Consider the following 14,944-nt stretch of genomic DNA (forward strand, 5'->3'; position numbering starts at 1 on the left):
ATGGACGGTGCACCGGCCGAAGGGACGGAGCCGGAGCCGGTCACGCAGAACCCCGAGGTGGCGGCGAGTCCGGATCCGGACTCGCCGCTTCCCGAAGTCGCTCCCGAGGACGCCTCGTCGACGCCGAAGTTCAAGGTGCGGCTGGCCAACTTCGAGGGCCCGTTCGACCTGCTCCTCCAGCTGATCTCGCAGCACCAGCTGGACGTCACCGAGGTCGCGCTGCACCAGGTCACCGACGACTTCATCGCCTACACGCGGGCGCTGGGGGCGGAATGGAACCTGGACGAGACCACCGAGTTCCTGGTGATCGCGGCGACCCTGCTCGATCTGAAGGCGGCCCGGCTGCTGCCCTCGGCCGAGGTGGAGGACGAGGACGACCTCGCCCTGCTGGAGGCCCGCGACCTGCTGTTCGCCCGGGTGCTGCAGTACCGTGCGTACAAGCAGGTCGCCGCGCTGTTCGCCGAGCTGGAGGCCGGTGCGCTGCGGCGGTACCCGCGGTCGGTGGCCTTGGAGGAGCGGTTCGTCGGGCTGCTGCCCGAGGTCATGCTCGGAGTCGATCCGGCGAAGTTCGCCGAGATCGCGCTCGCGGTCTTCCGGCCGAAGCCGCCGCCGACGGTGTCGCTCGACCACCTGCACATGGGCAAGGTCTCGGTGCGCGAGCACGCGGCCCTGCTGCGGGTGCGGCTGGCCGAGGCCGGCACGGCGACGTTCACCGAGCTGGTCCGCGACTGCGAGCACACGCTGGAAGTCGTGGCGCGCTTCCTGGCGCTGCTCGAGCTGTACCGCGAGTCGACGGTCCAGTTCGACCAGCCGGAGGCGTTGCAGGAACTGCACGTGCGCTGGACGGGCGGATCCGTCGAGCAGGCCACCGCGGCCGCCGAGCAGGACCGCGCCAGCGTGGAGGAAGAGGAGTACGGGTGAGTTCCCACGAAGAGGCGAGTTCTCCCGCCGGGGAAACCGAGCGCCCGGACGAGGTCGTCGATCTCGACCGGCTGCAGGAGAGCGCGGACGAGCCGCCGGTGGCGGAAGCCGTCCTCGACGTCGACGCCGACGAATCGGAAGCCGCATCGGAAGAAGCCGGGGCCGAGCCCGAGGAGGAGCCGGACCCCGAGCTGGTGGCCGTCTCCGACTCGCGGCCGGATCTCGCCGAGCAGTGGATGCTCGAGGCGGCGCTGGAGGCGCTGCTGCTGGTGGTCGACTCGCCCGCGAGCGAGGAGTCGCTCGCGGAGGCGGTCGATCAACCGGTCGCGCGGGTGAGCGAGGCACTGCGGCTGATGGCTACCCGGTTCGACGAGCGGGACAGTGGCATCGATCTGCGGCGCGTCGGCGAGGGGTGGCGGTTCTTCACCCGGGACACCTATGCGCCGTTCGTGGAGAAGCTGCTGCTGGACGGGCAGCGCTCGAAGCTGACCCGGGCCGCGCTGGAGACGCTCGCGGTGATCGCCTATCGCCAGCCGGTCACCCGGGCGCGGATCGCCGCGGTGCGCGGGGTGAACGTGGACGGCGTGATCCGGACCCTGCTCGCGCGGGGGCTGATCGAGGAGACCGGTACCGATTCCGAGACCGGTGGCACCCTGTACGTGACGACGGAGCTGTTCCTCGAGCGACTCGGGCTCCCGTCCCTGAACGAGCTTCCCCCGATCGCTCCCTTGCTACCGGAAGTGGACGCGATCGATGACATCTGATGCCGAGGGCGTCCGGCTGCAGAAGGTCCTGGCCAAGGCCGGGGTGGCTTCGCGCCGGGCCGCCGAGGATCTGATCGCCCAGGGCCGGGTCAGCGTGGACGGCAAGGTGGTGCGCGAGTTCGGCACGCGGGTCGATCCGGACACCGCGGTGATCCACGTCGACGGCACGCGGGTGATCCTCCGCGAGGATCTGGTGTACCTGGCGCTGAACAAACCGCGCGGGGTGCACAGCACGATGACCGACGACCAGGGCCGCCCGTGCGTCGGCGACTTCGTGCGGAACCGCACCGAGCGGTTGTTCCACGTCGGCCGCCTCGACGCCGACACCGAGGGCCTGTTGCTGCTGACCAACGACGGCGACCTCGCGCACCGGCTGATGCACCCGTCGTTCCACGTGCTGAAGACGTATCTCGCGGAGGTCGACGGCACGGTGCCGCGGGGGCTCGGCAAGCAGTTGCGCGCCGGGGTGGACCTTGAGGACGGCCCGGTCCAGGCCGACGCGTTCCGGGTCAAGGACATGCAGGCGGGCCGCACGCTCGTGGAGATCGTGCTGCACGAGGGGCGCAAGCACATCGTGCGGCGGCTGCTCGCCGAGGTCGGGCACCCGGTGCGCAAACTCGTGCGGACCGCGGTCGGCGACGTGCGGCTCGGCACCGCCCGCCCCGGCTCGCTGCGCGTCCTGACCCGCGAAGAAGTCGGCTCGCTCTACCGCTCGGTGGATCTCTGACGCGGGTAGCCTGGTAGCCGCATCTCCTCGCGAAGGAGCGCCGATGGTCGAGAGTTTCGGTCAGGTCTTGCGTCGTCTGCGGGAGTCCGCCGATGTGTCGCAGCGGGATCTGGCGCGGCGGGTGTTCATCTCACAGACGACCCTTTCCCGTTACGAGTCGGATCGGCAGGCGGTTGATCCGTCGACGGCCGATCGGCTCGATGAGGCGCTCGGTGCGGATGGTGCGTTGCGGGCGCTCCTCGATCCGGGAAGCGCGGTGCTCACCTCCGACGACCGCGGCAGGCTTGCCCGTGTGACTGAGCGGCCGCGGGCTGTTGATTCGTCGGCGCTCGGAGCTTTGGCGGCGGTGCTCGCGGAGTCGCGGCGGATGGAGGACACCCTCGGTGCGCGGGCGGTTCTTGAGCCGACCCTCGGTTATGTTCGGTTGCTTGAGTCCCTGGTGGTCGATGCCCGGGGTGTGTTGCGGCCAGCTGTGGTCGACCTGGCGGCGCAGTGGGCGCAGTTCACCGGTTGGTTGCACGCGGCGACGGATCAGCTGCCGCTTTCCGGCCGGTGGTTCGACCGTGCTCTGGAATGGGCCACCGAAGCCGACAATGTGACTTTGCAGGCCAACGCCTTGAGCTACAAGGGACACCTTGCCTGGATGGAGGGGCATGTCGGGCCGATGATCGGCCTGTCCCGGGCCGCCCAGCGCAATCCCGCTGTGCACGTCGGTCAGCGCGCGTTCGATGCCATGCAGGAAGCGCGGGGGCACGCCATGGCCGGAAACCCCGACCAGGCCGACCGGACGCTCGATGTCGCCGAGAAGCGGATAGCGGACATCCCTGGCCGCACTGAGGACGCACCACCGTGGAGCTACTACTACGGGTCGGCGTTCTGGACACTCCAGCGTGGCATGATCTACCGCTATGCGGGCCGGAACCAGGAGGCGGCCGAGTTCCTCGCCGCTGGCTTGGCCGAGCTACCCCTCGATCAGCGGGATGCCGAGTGGACCGGCGACTACCGGCACGCGCTCGAGGTCGCGGTGACGCGCATCTGATGCGCATCGCGCAACCCCTCAGCGACGGCTGATCTCCGGTCGACGCTGGTCATATGAGTTGGCGGGTTGATCAGCACGGCACGGTCGAGACGGACGAGGGCGATGTGTTCACCGAGGACACCGGGCGCCACGGGCTCAAGCTCCCGCGTTGCTACCGGCCGGTGGTCGGCGGGGTTCGCCACCGGACCCGGTACCGCGCCCGGCCCCCGTCCGGTGAGCTCGTGACCACCTTGTGCGGAGTGCTGCACAAGGTCTCCGCCAGGGGGCGCAAGCTGCCCTGCGTCTACGCATGCCACGCCTGCGACGAGATCGCCGAAACCGAGGCCCGCGCGAACTACACACTCAGGTAAGCGAATTCCACATTCGGGCACGCGAGTTGCACATTCCGGACCAACAACACCTCATTGCGGAGTCATGAACTACCACCCCGAGCGTGCCCTGTCCGCCCCGTTCGCCGATCCGATCGGCGAGCTGATCACCGAACTCGTCCGGCTGCGCAAGACCCGCGGCCTCACCCAACGCGACATCGCCGCCTACATGGGGTGCAACGCGGCGTTCGTCTGCCGCCTGGAGACGCGCCAACGCGAAGAAGTTTCGGTCCAGCGCCTGCGGGCCTACGCCCATGCCGCCGGATTCCGGATCGTCATGGTCGTCGCGCCGCTCGGCTGACAGAACGTCAAGGACCTTCTTGGGGCGCCTGGCGTCCTGAAGGCGGCCTTGGGGGCGTTGCGTGGTCGCCGGGCGGGTGGGGGCGTCAGTAGGATCGCCGCCGTGGCTTCTCCCGAAACCCTCACCGAGACCAGCGACGCGGCGCGGACCCTGCACCGCGTCTTCGGCTACGACTCGTTCCGGGGAGGCCAGCAGGAGATCATCGAGCACGTCGTCGCCGGTGGCGACGCGCTCGTGCTCATGCCGACCGGCGGCGGGAAGTCGTTGTGCTACCAGATTCCCGCGCTGGTGCGAAAGGGCGTCGGGGTCGTCGTCTCGCCGCTCATCGCGCTCATGCAGGACCAGGTCGACGCGTTGCGCGATCTCGGCGTGCGGGCCGGATTCCTCAACTCCACCCAGGATTTCGACGAACGCCGCCTGGTCGAGCAGGAATTCCTCGCCGGGGAACTGGATCTGCTCTACCTCGCCCCGGAGCGCCTGCGCGTGGAGTCGACGCTGAACCTGCTCGACCGCGGCACGATCGCGCTGTTCGCCATCGACGAGGCGCACTGCGTTTCCCAGTGGGGGCACGACTTCCGGCCCGATTACCTGGGCCTGTCCGAGCTGCACGAACGCTGGCCGGACGTGCCGCGCATCGCGCTGACCGCCACCGCGACCAAGGCCACGCACGCCGAAATCGCGACCCGGCTGAACCTGAAGGACGCCAAGCACTTCGTCGCGAGCTTCGACCGGCCGAACATCCAGTACCGGATCGAACCGAAGAACGAGCCGAAGAAGCAGCTGCTCGAGCTGCTGCGCACCGAGCACAAGGGGGACGCGGGCATCGTCTACTGCCTGTCCCGCGCCTCGGTGGAGAAGACCGCGGAATTCCTGACCGCCAACGGCATCACCGCGCTGCCGTACCACGCGGGGCTGGACGCGCGCACTCGAGCCGAGCACCAGGCGCGCTTCCTGCGCGAAGAAGGGCTGGTCGTGGTGGCCACGATCGCGTTCGGCATGGGCATCGACAAACCCGATGTCCGGTTCGTCGCCCATCTCGACCTGCCGAAATCCGTCGAGGGCTACTACCAGGAGACCGGTCGCGCCGGTCGCGACGGGCTGCCGTCCACCGCCTGGCTGGCCTACGGGCTGCAGGACGTGGTGCAGCAGCGCAAGATGATCGACACCTCCGAAGGCGACGACGCGCACCGGCGCCGCCTGGCCACCCACCTGGACGCGATGCTCGCGCTGTGCGAGACCGTGGAATGCCGCCGGGTGCAGCTGCTCGCCTACTTCGGCCAGGAGAGCACCCCGTGCGGCAACTGCGACACCTGCCTCACCCCGCCCGAATCCTGGGACGGCACGGTCCCCGCGCAGAAGCTGCTGTCCGCGGTGTTCCGGCTGCAGCGCGAGCGCCGCCAGAAGTTCGGCGCCGGGCAGATCATCGACATCCTGCTCGGCAAGAAGACGTCCAAGGTCATCCAGCACGACCACGACTCGCTGACCGTGTTCGGCATCGGCACCGAACTGACCGAACCCGAATGGCGCGGCGTGGTCCGCCAACTGCTCGCGCAGCGCCTGATCGGCGTCGAAGGCGACTACGGCACGCTGGTCCTCACCGACGCGAGCGCCGGGGTGCTGCGCAAGGAACGCGAGGTCCGGCTGCGGCGCGAACCCGAACGCGTGGCCAAGGCCCGGGCCGCCAAGGCCGCGCGCCCCGCGCCCGTCGAACTGTCCGCGGAGGCGGCGCCGGTCTTCGAGCGGCTCCGCGCCTGGCGGGCGGCTCAGGCGAAGGAACAGGGCGTGCCGCCGTACGTGATCTTCCACGACAAGACCCTGCGGCAGATCGCCACCGAGTCGCCGAAGACGCTGGCCGAGCTCGGCACGGTCAGCGGGGTCGGGGAGAGCAAGCTGGCCAAGTACGGCCAGCAGATCCTCGACACCCTGGGCGGGCAAGGGTCGTGAGCGTTTGCGCCGGTTCTAGCCAGGTTCTAGCCGGTCCGAACACTCACGACACGCCCCGAAAGTGCGCGCACTTTCGGGGCAACCGAACGAGGCGACCCACCCGAAACTCACCCAGCAACAGGCGCCCCGCAGGGGCGGCGAGGGCTAGCCGCCCAGGCCGACCTGCTCGCTGTAGAACAGGCCCAGGCCGAACATGCAGCAGATGGCGGCGAGCAGCCAGAACCGGATGATGACCGTGGTCTCCGCCCAGCCGCCGAGTTCGAAGTGGTGGTGGAAGGGGGCCATCCGGAACAGCCGCCGTTTCGTCGCGCGGAACACCACGACCTGCACGGTCACCGACAGCATCTCGACCACGAACAGGCCGCCGATGACGATGGCCAGCAGTTCGGTCCGGGTCGTCACGGACAGCCCGGCGACCAGGCCGCCGAGGGAGAGCGAACCGGTGTCGCCCATGAAGATCTTGGCCGGGGCCGCGTTCCACCAGAGGAAGCCGACGCAGGCTCCGGTGGCCGCGGCGGCGACCACCGCGAGATCGAGCGGATCCCGCACCACGTAGCAGGCGCCGCTCGGATCCGGAGCCGCGCAGGACAGGCGCGCCTGCCAGAACGAGATCACCACGTACGTCGCGAGGACCATGGCCGAGGAACCACCGGCCAGCCCGTCGAGGCCGTCGGTCAGGTTCACCGCGTTCGACCACGCCCAGATCAGCACGTAGCAGAGCACGACGAAGATGACCAGCGGCAACGCGGCCATCGCGAAGTCACGGGCGTAGGACAGCTTCAGCGAGCCCGGCGTCACCCCGTTGGCGTCGGGGAACTGCACCACCAGGATCGCGAACGCCACGCCGACCAGGAGCTGGCCGACCGATTTCGCGGTCTTGTTCAGCCCGAGGCTGCGCTGCTTGCGGATCTTGATGAAGTCGTCCAGGAACCCGACGACACCCAGTCCGACGGCGAGGAAGAGGACCAGTAGGCCGGAGACCGACGGGGTCGCCTGATCCGGGTGGCGGAGCCAGTTGACCAGGTGGGCGAGGGCGTAACCCGCCACCATCGCGACAATGATCGCGACGCCACCCATGGTCGGGGTACCGCGTTTGGACTGGTGTCCCTGGGGGCCTTCTTCGCGGATCTCCTGCCCGAACCCGCGCCGGGAGAAGACCCTGATCAACCGCGGGGTGAGCACGATCGACACCAGCAAGGCGCCGAGCGCGCCGATCAAGATGCTGACCAAGATTCCCCTTATGTCGGGCCGAATCCGCGAGCCGTGCGGCGCTTTCTCAGCCGTCGCAACGGGACTTCGCTTTCCTCTCGGCGGGAAACCTTACTGATCGCGTTCGGCGGCCTGATCGGGGGCGGTGCTAACCGCGCGCCGGACGCGTCACCCCATCATCTGCTGCGCCTGTGCGATGTGCTGGTCGACCGCTTGTTCCAGGGCGGCGATGGACTGCTGGGCCTGCTGCGTGCCTTCGATCGCGCCGGAGAGGTACTCGTCGTAGCGACCGGTCCCGGCTTGTTGCAGGTGGGCCTGGGCCGTCTTCACCGCATCGGCGACACCGTGGATGGGCGCGCACTGGTCCAGGGCTTCCTTTGCGGCCAAGAGATTCTGCAGGAGTTGTTCGACGCTGGTCATCCGACCGACGCTCCCCATTCCTCGGGTGATCCCCCCAATTCGATGGTGTCACAATCCTTCTCGAGGCGAACACGTCGAATACACGAACAGCCCAACGCCGGGTTACGGGAGGGTGGCGGCCGGGGCACGCGTGACTTTGCGTTGCAGGCCACGGGCGACCGGCTCGACCACTCGGGCGGCGATCGGGCCGAGGATCGCCATCAACAAGACGTACGCGGTCGCCAGGGCGGCGAGGTCGCCGTCGACCGCGCCGTAGCTCACCGCGAGTCCGGCGATGACGATCGAGAACTCCCCGCGCGCCACGAGTGCCGCCCCGGCGCGGGCCCGCCCGAGCCGTCCGACGCCCTGCCGCCGGGCCGCCCACCAGCCGGTGGTGACCTTGGTCAGCGTGGTGACCACGGCCAGGGCGATCGCCCAGCCGAGCACCGGGGGAATCGCCGCCGGATCGGTGTTGAGGCCGAAGACCACGAAGAACACCGCGGCGAACAGGTCGCGCAGCGGTTCCAGCAGGTGCGTGGCGTTCTCGGCGGTGGACCCGGAGATCGCGATGCCCAGCAGGAACGCGCCGACCGCGGCGGACACCTGCAGCGCGGAAGCCAGCCCGGCGACCAGCAGCGCGGCGCCCAGCACCTTGAGCAGGAACACCTCCCGGTCGGGGCTGTCCACCAGCGCCGACACGTACCGGCCCAGCTTCAGCGCGATGAGCAGCACCACGGTGATGACCAGCAGCGAGATGCCCACCGCCTCGAGGCCGCCGAGGAAGCTCACGCCCACCAGCAGCGCGGTGAGGATCGGCAGGTACAGCGCCATCACCAGGTCCTCGAACACCAGGATCGACAGCACCACCGGAGTTTCCCGGTTGCCCAGCCGCCCGAGGTCGCCGAGGACCTTCGCGATGATCCCGGACGACGAGATGTAGGTGACCCCGGCCATGACCAGGGCGCCGACCGGGCCCCAGCCGAGGATGAGCGCGACCGCGGCGCCGGGCGCGGCGTTGAGCACGATGTCCAGCAGCCCCGCCATCCACGAGCGTTTCAGCCCGGTGAACAGCTCGGCGGCCGAGTACTCCAGCCCGAGCAGCAGGAGCAGCAGCACCACGCCCATCTCGCTGGCCAGGTGCGTGAAGTCGCCGATGTCGTGCAGCGGGATCAGCCCGCCCTTGCCGAAGCACAGCCCGCCGATCAGGTACAGCGGGATGGGGGACATCCCGATCCTGGCGGCGAGCCTGCCGAGTGCGCCCAGGGCGAAGAAGACCGCCCCCAGCTCGATCAGGGACAGTGCGGTTTCATCCACGGGTTCAGCCGTGCTTGAGGATCTTGAGGGCGTGCTCCAGCCCCTCGGACGTGCCGACGGCGACGAGCAGATCGCCCGCGGTGAACGTGAAGTCCGGGGTGGGGGAGGGATGCACCTGACCGGCCCGCATCACCGCGACCACCGATACGCCGGTGCGGGTGCGCAGCGCGGTGTCGCCCAGGGTGCGGCCGTCGAACGGCGAACCGGATTTGATCGGCAGCTGCCGGGTGTTGATTCCCGGGAGGTCGCGGTGCTCCTCGGTGAGTTGCCCGATCAGCTGCGGCGCGCCGAGCAGGTTGGCCAGCGCGCCCGCCTCCTCGGTGGTCAGCGGCAGGGAGGCGACGCAGGCGTCGGGATCGTCCGACTTGGACACGATCAACTCGATCTGGCCGTCCCGCTGGGTGACCACACCCACCCGGCGGCCGTTGCGGAGCGCGAAGTCCTTGCGCACGCCGATACCTGGCAACGGGGTTACTTCAACGTTCACATAAACCACGGTAACCCAGTCGGACAAACCGTGTGCCCGCCCCATCGCCCGGCCGACTGATTCTGCCTGGCGACCAGCAGGCAGAATGGAACGCCGCAGGTGATCGGCGAGTGACTAGGAGAACATTCGGTGTCGGGAGCCCTACGCGGCGTGGTCGCCCTGGACGGTCCGTCGGGAACCGGGAAGACCACGGTCGCGCGCAAACTCGCCGACCGGCTGGGCGCCGGGTACCTGGACACCGGCGCGATGTACCGGGTGATCACGCTGGCCGTGCTGCGGGCCGGGGTCGATCCGGCCGACGCGCCCGCGGTCGCGAAACTCGCCGGGGGCGTCGCGCTCGACATCGGCACCAGCCCGGAGCGGCCGAGCGTCGCGCTCGACGGCGAGGACGTCGCGGCCGAGATCCGCGGGGACGACGTGAACCACGCGGTGTCCCCGGTTTCGGCGGTGCCCGAGGTGCGGCAGCTGCTGGTCGCCCGGCAGCGCCGGATCATCGCGGAGGTGCTGGACACGATCGGCGGGATCGTGGTCGAGGGTCGCGACATCGGCACGGTGGTCGCCCCGGACGCGCCGCTGAAGGTCTTCCTCACCGCGTCGGCGGACGTCCGGGCCGCCCGGCGCACCGCGCAGGATTCGGCCGCGGGGCGGGACGCCACGGTCGGTGACGTGCTCGCCTCGGTGCAGCGGCGGGACCGGCTGGACTCGAGCCGGGCCGCGTCGCCGCTGCGCGCCGCCGAGGACGCGGTGCACGTCGACACCTCCGAGCTGAACATCGACCAGGTCCTCGTGGCGCTCTGCGAACTGGCGAACCAGCGGGGCATGTTGTCCGGGTGCGCCGCTGACAGAGCGTCTGAAAGCCGGGTTGAACCGCCTGAATGGAGTGGCGGAACGCGCCCGTCCGCGCGTTCTCAGACAGGCACTGAGGCCAGGCCGTGAGCGGAACCGGCCTGCCCGGTGACGCCACACCCTGGCTGCACGAGTTCGGCAGGCTGATCGCGCGGTACGCCGTCGGCGGCACGGCGTTCAAGGTGCGGGTGCACGGCGTCGAGCGGGTGCCGCGGACCGGACCGGTCGTGGTCATCGCGAATCACAGCACGATGGCCGAGCCGCAGCTCATCTTCGGAATGTTGCCGCGCCGCTCGGTGTTCCTGGTCAAGGAGGAACTGTTCAAAGGCGCGCTGGGCTGGTTCTTCCGGCGGATCGGCCAGGTGCCGGTGCGCCGGGGCGAACCGGACCGGGTTCCGCTGCTGACCGCGGTTTCCGTGCTCAAGGCCGGTGGCCTGATCGGCATCTTCCCGGAGGGGACCCGGGGCGCGGGTGATGTGGCGAGTGCCGAGCGCGGCGCGGCCTGGCTGGTCCGGGCGTCCGGGGCGGTCCTGCTCCCGGTCGCGACGCGGGGCACCTTGCGCCCGGCGGGGCGCGGTCGGCGGTTCCGGCCGCGGGTGGACATACTGGTGGGCGAGCCGTTCACCGTGGATGTCGGTCGTGGCCGGTCCGGACTGGACGTGGCCACCGAACGGCTCCGCACCGAGCTCGCCGACCTGGTCAGAGTTTTGGATGAATGGCGTGAGGCACACGGATTCGCTGTGCCGCAAAGGAAAGAGAAGTAATGACCGAGGTTGACGGCACCTGGTCCGACGAGTCGGAGTTCACCGCGCTGGACGCGGCCGTGGCTGCCACCGAAGCTGACGAGGAGGCCCAGCTCGCCCAGCCGGTGCTCGCCGTGGTGGGCCGGCCGAACGTGGGCAAGTCCACTTTGGTCAACCGGATCCTGGGCCGCCGCGAGGCCGTCGTGCAGGACGTGCCCGGGGTGACCCGGGACCGCGTGGCCTACGACGCGCTGTGGAGCGGGCGGCGGTTCACCGTGGTGGACACCGGCGGCTGGGAACCGGGCGCGACCGGGCTGCAGGGCGCGGTCGCCGCGCAGGCCGAGCTGGCGATGTCCACTTCGGACGCCGTACTGCTGGTGGTGGACGCGTCGGTCGGCGCGACCGCGACCGACGAGGCCGTCGCGAAGGTGTTGCGCCGCTCGAAGCGCCCGGTGCTGCTGGCCGCGAACAAGGTCGACGACGAGCGGTTGCTGGCCGACACCGCGTCGCTGTGGTCGCTCGGGATCGGCGAGCCGATTCCGGTGAGCGCGCTGCACGGGCGCAGTTCGGGCGATCTGCTCGACAAGATCGTGGCCGCCCTGCCGGAGGCGCCCCGTGAAGGCGAGTGGGTGGCCGGTCCGCGGCGGGTCGCGCTGGTCGGCAAGCCGAACGTGGGCAAGTCGAGCCTGCTCAACAAGCTCTCCGGCGAGCAGCGCGCGGTGGTCGACTCGGTGGCCGGGACCACCGTCGACCCGGTCGACTCGCTCGTCGAACTGGACGGCGAGACCTGGCGGTTCGTGGACACCGCCGGGCTGCGCAAGCGGGTGCAGACCGCGAGCGGCACCGAGTACTACGCGTCGCTGCGCACCAAGACCGCGATCGACGCGTCCGAAGTGGCCATCGTGCTGCTGGACGCGAGCGAACCGCTGTCCGAGCAGGACCTGCGGGTGCTGAGCACGGTCGTCGAGGCCGGGCGGGCGTGCGTGCTGGCGTTCAACAAATGGGACCTGGTCGACGAGGAGCGCCGCTACCAGCTCGACCGCGAACTGGACCGGGGCCTGGTCCGGGTGCCGTGGGCGGAGAAGGTGAACATCTCCGCGCTCACCGGGCGCTCGGTGCGCAAACTCGCGCCCGCGCTGCGGACCGCGCTCGCGTCCTGGGACCAGCGGGTGCCGACCGGCCAGCTGAACGGGTGGCTGTCCGATCTGATCGCGGCCACCCCGCCGCCGGTGCGCGGTGGCAAGCAGCCGAAGGTGCTGTTCGCGACGCAGGCGGGCATCCGGCCGCCGACGCTGGTGCTGTTCACCACGGGTTTCCTGGAGGCCGGGTACCGGCGGTTCATCGAGCGCAAGTTCCGGGAGCGGTTCGGCTTCGCGGGCAGCCCGGTCCGGATCAACGTCCGCGTCCGGGAGAAGAAGCCCAAGCCGGGCACCAAACCGGGCGTCAAGAAGCGGCACTGATTTCGGTGCGCAGGATTCGCCAGCACAGGTAGGCGCAGACGACCAGCGTGGGCGTGCTGAGCAGGGTGCTGGCGATCCCGAGCGCGACCACGTGCCCGGCCGCGTACAACGGTGCCAGCACCGCCAGCTCGAGGGCGAGCTTCACCAGGAACACCGCCGTGCACAGCTGGTAGCGCCGCCGCCGTACCCGGTCCCGCCGCCAGCCGAACCGTTCGCCCCGGGCCGCCCCCACCACCAGACCGATCACCGGCCACCGCACCAGCATGGACACCAGCAGCGCGACCCCGGCGGCCGCCGGGAGCAACAGGCTCGTGAGGTAGAAGTCGACCGCATGCCCGCTGTTCCCGGCCAGGAACGCGGACAGCCCCACCATGAGCAGCCCGATCCCCGGCTGCCAGAACTTCCGGTCGGTGCACACCCGCACCACCGCGAACACCGCCACACCGCCGACCGCCACCAGCGCGGCGGTCAGCACCTGGCCGCTCAGGACATAGGCGACCACGAACAGCGCCCGCGATACAACGGTTTCGGCGACCGTGCGCCAACCGCCCACGGCGGCGAACAAGGACAGCGACTTCTGCGTCAGCGCGGTGAAGTTCATGCGCGCGACTCCGCGGCGCCGATCGCGGCGAGCAGATCCCGCTCGCCCCGGGACGCCTGGACGAGGGCGTCGCGGAGGCGGTGCGCGTCCCGCATCGCCAGGTTGCCGCCGAACCCCGGGGCCGCGTGGATGGCGTCGCCGATGAGCGTCACCGGACCCGCGGGCAACGCCGGTACCGGCGGGATCATGCCGATCCGGATCGCGACCGTGACCTCCGGCCACGCTTGGTCGACGACCAGCCCCAACGCCGGGTGCAGCGCCGCGGCCAGTTCCCGGGCCCGCCGCCACGCCGCGTCCGGACCGGGCCGGTCCCGCGTGTCGGGCAGGGCCCACATCACGTAGTCCTCGGCATCGGCCACGGCCGCGGAGCGCAACGCGGGCAGCCACCGGTCCCGCGCGGCGGTCGGCGGCTGGGCGAACCGGTGCACGCCCAGCGCCATCGTCATGGTGCCGCGCACCTGGACACTGGCAGGGCTGTCGCCGATCAGCCCGGGCAGCCCGGTTCCGGCCACGGCCCGCAGCGGACTCGCGCCCATCAGCATGCGCTTTCCCGTGTCGGCCACCCGCACGTGCGGCAGGTGCTGGCGGCGGACCGCCGAACCGATCCCGTCCGCGCCGACCAGCACGTCTGCGGTGTCCGTGTGGCCATCGGCGAACCAGGCCCGGACGGTCCCGTCGGCCCGCCGTTCGAACCGGGTGAACTCGGCTTCGAACCGCACCGCGTCCGCCAGCCCGGTCAGCAGCACCGCCCGCAGCAGCCGCCGGCTGACCTGGCGGCCGGGCCGCGCCCGCCCCGCCGCGCCGTCGGCCGGTTGCTCGCGCACGACCGCCAGCTCTCCGTCCACTTCGGACAGTGACAACGTCCGCTCCCGCGGCCCGCCCATGGTCGCCTCCACCATCGCCACGTGTTCCGGTGGCAGGCACGCGCGCAGGGCCGCCCGCGCCCGGTCGTCGAAATGCAGGCTGACGCCCTGCGGCCGCCCGCGCGCCCCGTCCCGCTCGTACACCGCGACGTCGATACCCGCCCGTCGCAAGCCGTGGGCCAGCGTCAACCCGCCGAGCCCGGCACCGACCACGATCACCCGCATCCGGTCACCCCCAAGGTTCTTCACCAACTGATGAAGTTCACGCTACCGCGAGGCGGGGAGAAACTCCACCAACCGATGAAGAACCTTCCCGGTAGGCTCACCCGGTCATGGCAGAACACAGTCGTCCCGGGCGCTGGCGAACCGGTGCGGAGAGCAAGCAGCGGATCCTGGAGGCCGCCCGCGTGCTCTTCCGCGAGCACGGCTACGGGGGCACCACGGTGCGCGCGGTCGCCGCCGAAGCGGGCGTCGACCCGGCGATGGTGTTCTACTTCTTCGGCACCAAACAGGGCCTGTTCGGCGCGGCCATCGAGATGTCCCCCGACCTCCCGCCGGCCATCGAAGCGATCTTCACCGGCGACCTCGAGGGCATCGGCGAGCGCGTCATCCGGACCCTCCTGGAGAACCTGGACAAATCCGACCGCACCCCGCTGGTGCTGCTCACCCGGTCCGCCCCCACCCACGACCAGTCCGAAGCGCTGCTCCGCGAGTTCATCGACCGGGAAATCACCGGTCGCCTGGCGGCGCTGCTCGACGCGCCGGACGCCGCGCTGCGGGCCGGCATGGTGAACGTGCAACTCCTGGGCCTCACGGTGGCGCGCTACGTTCTGCGGATCGAGCCGATCGCCTCCGCGCCCATCGACGAACTGGTGACCAGGTTCGGTTCGGTCGTGCAGCACTGCCTCACCGGATAGGGGCGAGTCGCCCGCGCTACCGGGTGATCTCCGACACCCGA

At 70.4% G+C, this 14,944-nt stretch carries 17 protein-coding genes; 11 read left to right on the forward strand and 6 right to left on the reverse strand.

Features of this window, described 5'->3' with window-relative positions:
• The 7 genes from FXO23_RS31465 (at window position 1) to recQ (ending at window position 6,064) form a co-directional block, all read left to right on the forward strand.
• Window positions 1-921, forward strand: a complete 921-nt coding sequence (locus tag FXO23_RS31465) for a segregation and condensation protein A (RefSeq protein ID WP_158889127.1) — start codon at window positions 1-3, stop codon at window positions 919-921.
• A complete protein-coding gene (gene scpB / locus FXO23_RS31470; RefSeq protein WP_158889128.1) occupies window positions 918-1,685 on the forward strand; it encodes an SMC-Scp complex subunit ScpB in 768 nt (255 codons plus the stop codon). Before FXO23_RS31465 ends, scpB begins: the two co-directional genes overlap by 4 nt.
• Window positions 1,675-2,412, forward strand: coding sequence for a pseudouridine synthase (locus FXO23_RS31475; protein WP_158889129.1), 738 nt, complete (start codon window positions 1,675-1,677; stop codon window positions 2,410-2,412). Before scpB ends, FXO23_RS31475 begins: the two co-directional genes overlap by 11 nt.
• Window positions 2,413-2,455: 43 nt before the next feature.
• Window positions 2,456-3,451, forward strand: coding sequence for a helix-turn-helix domain-containing protein (locus tag FXO23_RS31480; RefSeq protein ID WP_158889130.1), 996 nt, complete (start codon window positions 2,456-2,458; stop codon window positions 3,449-3,451).
• 53 nt (window positions 3,452-3,504) lie between these two features.
• Window positions 3,505-3,801: a hypothetical protein gene (locus FXO23_RS31485; RefSeq protein ID WP_158889131.1), complete on the forward strand. Its 297-nt coding sequence runs from the start codon at window positions 3,505-3,507 to the stop codon at window positions 3,799-3,801.
• Between the two features lie 64 nt (window positions 3,802-3,865).
• Window positions 3,866-4,120 (forward strand): XRE family transcriptional regulator, encoded by a 255-nt coding sequence (locus FXO23_RS31490; protein WP_158889132.1) that lies wholly within the window; start codon window positions 3,866-3,868, stop codon window positions 4,118-4,120.
• A gap of 102 nt (window positions 4,121-4,222) precedes the next feature.
• The gene (gene recQ, locus FXO23_RS31495) at window positions 4,223-6,064 is read left to right on the forward strand and encodes a DNA helicase RecQ (RefSeq protein ID WP_158889133.1); all 1,842 of its coding nucleotides are present in this window, start codon (window positions 4,223-4,225) and stop codon (window positions 6,062-6,064) included.
• Between the two features lie 144 nt (window positions 6,065-6,208).
• On the opposite strand, the gene mraY is transcribed toward recQ, so the two are convergent.
• From mraY to FXO23_RS31515, 4 genes are all read right to left on the reverse strand, one after another.
• Window positions 6,209-7,294 (reverse strand): phospho-N-acetylmuramoyl-pentapeptide-transferase, encoded by a 1,086-nt coding sequence (mraY, locus tag FXO23_RS31500; RefSeq protein WP_158889134.1) that lies wholly within the window; start codon window positions 7,292-7,294, stop codon window positions 6,209-6,211.
• A gap of 147 nt (window positions 7,295-7,441) precedes the next feature.
• Window positions 7,442-7,693 carry a hypothetical protein gene (locus FXO23_RS31505; RefSeq protein WP_158889135.1) on the reverse strand — a complete coding sequence of 84 codons (252 nt, stop codon included), beginning with the start codon at window positions 7,691-7,693 and terminating at the stop codon, window positions 7,442-7,444.
• A 102-nt stretch (window positions 7,694-7,795) separates the two neighbouring features.
• Window positions 7,796-8,986 (reverse strand): cation:proton antiporter, encoded by a 1,191-nt coding sequence (locus tag FXO23_RS31510; RefSeq protein WP_158889136.1) that lies wholly within the window; start codon window positions 8,984-8,986, stop codon window positions 7,796-7,798.
• Window positions 8,987-8,990: 4 nt separating this feature from the next.
• On the reverse strand, window positions 8,991-9,473 hold the full coding sequence (locus FXO23_RS31515; RefSeq protein ID WP_158889137.1) for a cation:proton antiporter regulatory subunit: 483 nt from the start codon (window positions 9,471-9,473) through the stop codon (window positions 8,991-8,993).
• Window positions 9,474-9,623: 150 nt separating this feature from the next.
• Here FXO23_RS31515 and cmk point away from each other — a divergent pair, with 150 nt between their 5' ends.
• The 3 genes from cmk to der are packed head-to-tail and all read left to right on the forward strand — an operon-like array spanning window position 9,624 to window position 12,522.
• Window positions 9,624-10,409 (forward strand): (d)CMP kinase, encoded by a 786-nt coding sequence (gene cmk / locus FXO23_RS31520; protein WP_158889212.1) that lies wholly within the window; start codon window positions 9,624-9,626, stop codon window positions 10,407-10,409.
• Window positions 10,406-11,083: a lysophospholipid acyltransferase family protein gene (locus FXO23_RS31525; protein ID WP_158889138.1), complete on the forward strand. Its 678-nt coding sequence runs from the start codon at window positions 10,406-10,408 to the stop codon at window positions 11,081-11,083. The genes cmk and FXO23_RS31525 overlap by 4 nt, the downstream gene beginning before the upstream one ends.
• Window positions 11,083-12,522 carry a ribosome biogenesis GTPase Der gene (gene der / locus FXO23_RS31530; RefSeq protein ID WP_158889139.1) on the forward strand — a complete coding sequence of 480 codons (1,440 nt, stop codon included), beginning with the start codon at window positions 11,083-11,085 and terminating at the stop codon, window positions 12,520-12,522. Before FXO23_RS31525 ends, der begins: the two co-directional genes overlap by 1 nt.
• Here der and FXO23_RS31535 read toward each other — a convergent pair.
• Both FXO23_RS31535 and FXO23_RS31540 read right to left on the reverse strand, forming a co-directional pair.
• Window positions 12,506-13,123 carry a DUF3159 domain-containing protein gene (locus tag FXO23_RS31535; protein WP_158889140.1) on the reverse strand — a complete coding sequence of 206 codons (618 nt, stop codon included), beginning with the start codon at window positions 13,121-13,123 and terminating at the stop codon, window positions 12,506-12,508. The two genes, der and FXO23_RS31535, sit on opposite strands and share 17 nt — an antisense overlap.
• On the reverse strand, window positions 13,120-14,211 hold the full coding sequence (locus tag FXO23_RS31540; RefSeq protein ID WP_179956929.1) for an FAD-dependent oxidoreductase: 1,092 nt from the start codon (window positions 14,209-14,211) through the stop codon (window positions 13,120-13,122). The genes FXO23_RS31535 and FXO23_RS31540 overlap by 4 nt, the downstream gene beginning before the upstream one ends.
• Before the next feature lie 107 nt (window positions 14,212-14,318).
• On the opposite strand from FXO23_RS31540, the gene FXO23_RS31545 reads away from it, so the two are divergent.
• Window positions 14,319-14,903 (forward strand): TetR/AcrR family transcriptional regulator, encoded by a 585-nt coding sequence (locus FXO23_RS31545; RefSeq protein ID WP_158889141.1) that lies wholly within the window; start codon window positions 14,319-14,321, stop codon window positions 14,901-14,903.
• The last annotated feature ends 41 nt before the right edge of the window (window positions 14,904-14,944 follow it).

Source organism: Amycolatopsis anabasis, from assembly GCF_009765355.1.
Lineage (GTDB): Bacteria > Actinomycetota > Actinomycetes > Mycobacteriales > Pseudonocardiaceae > Amycolatopsis > Amycolatopsis anabasis.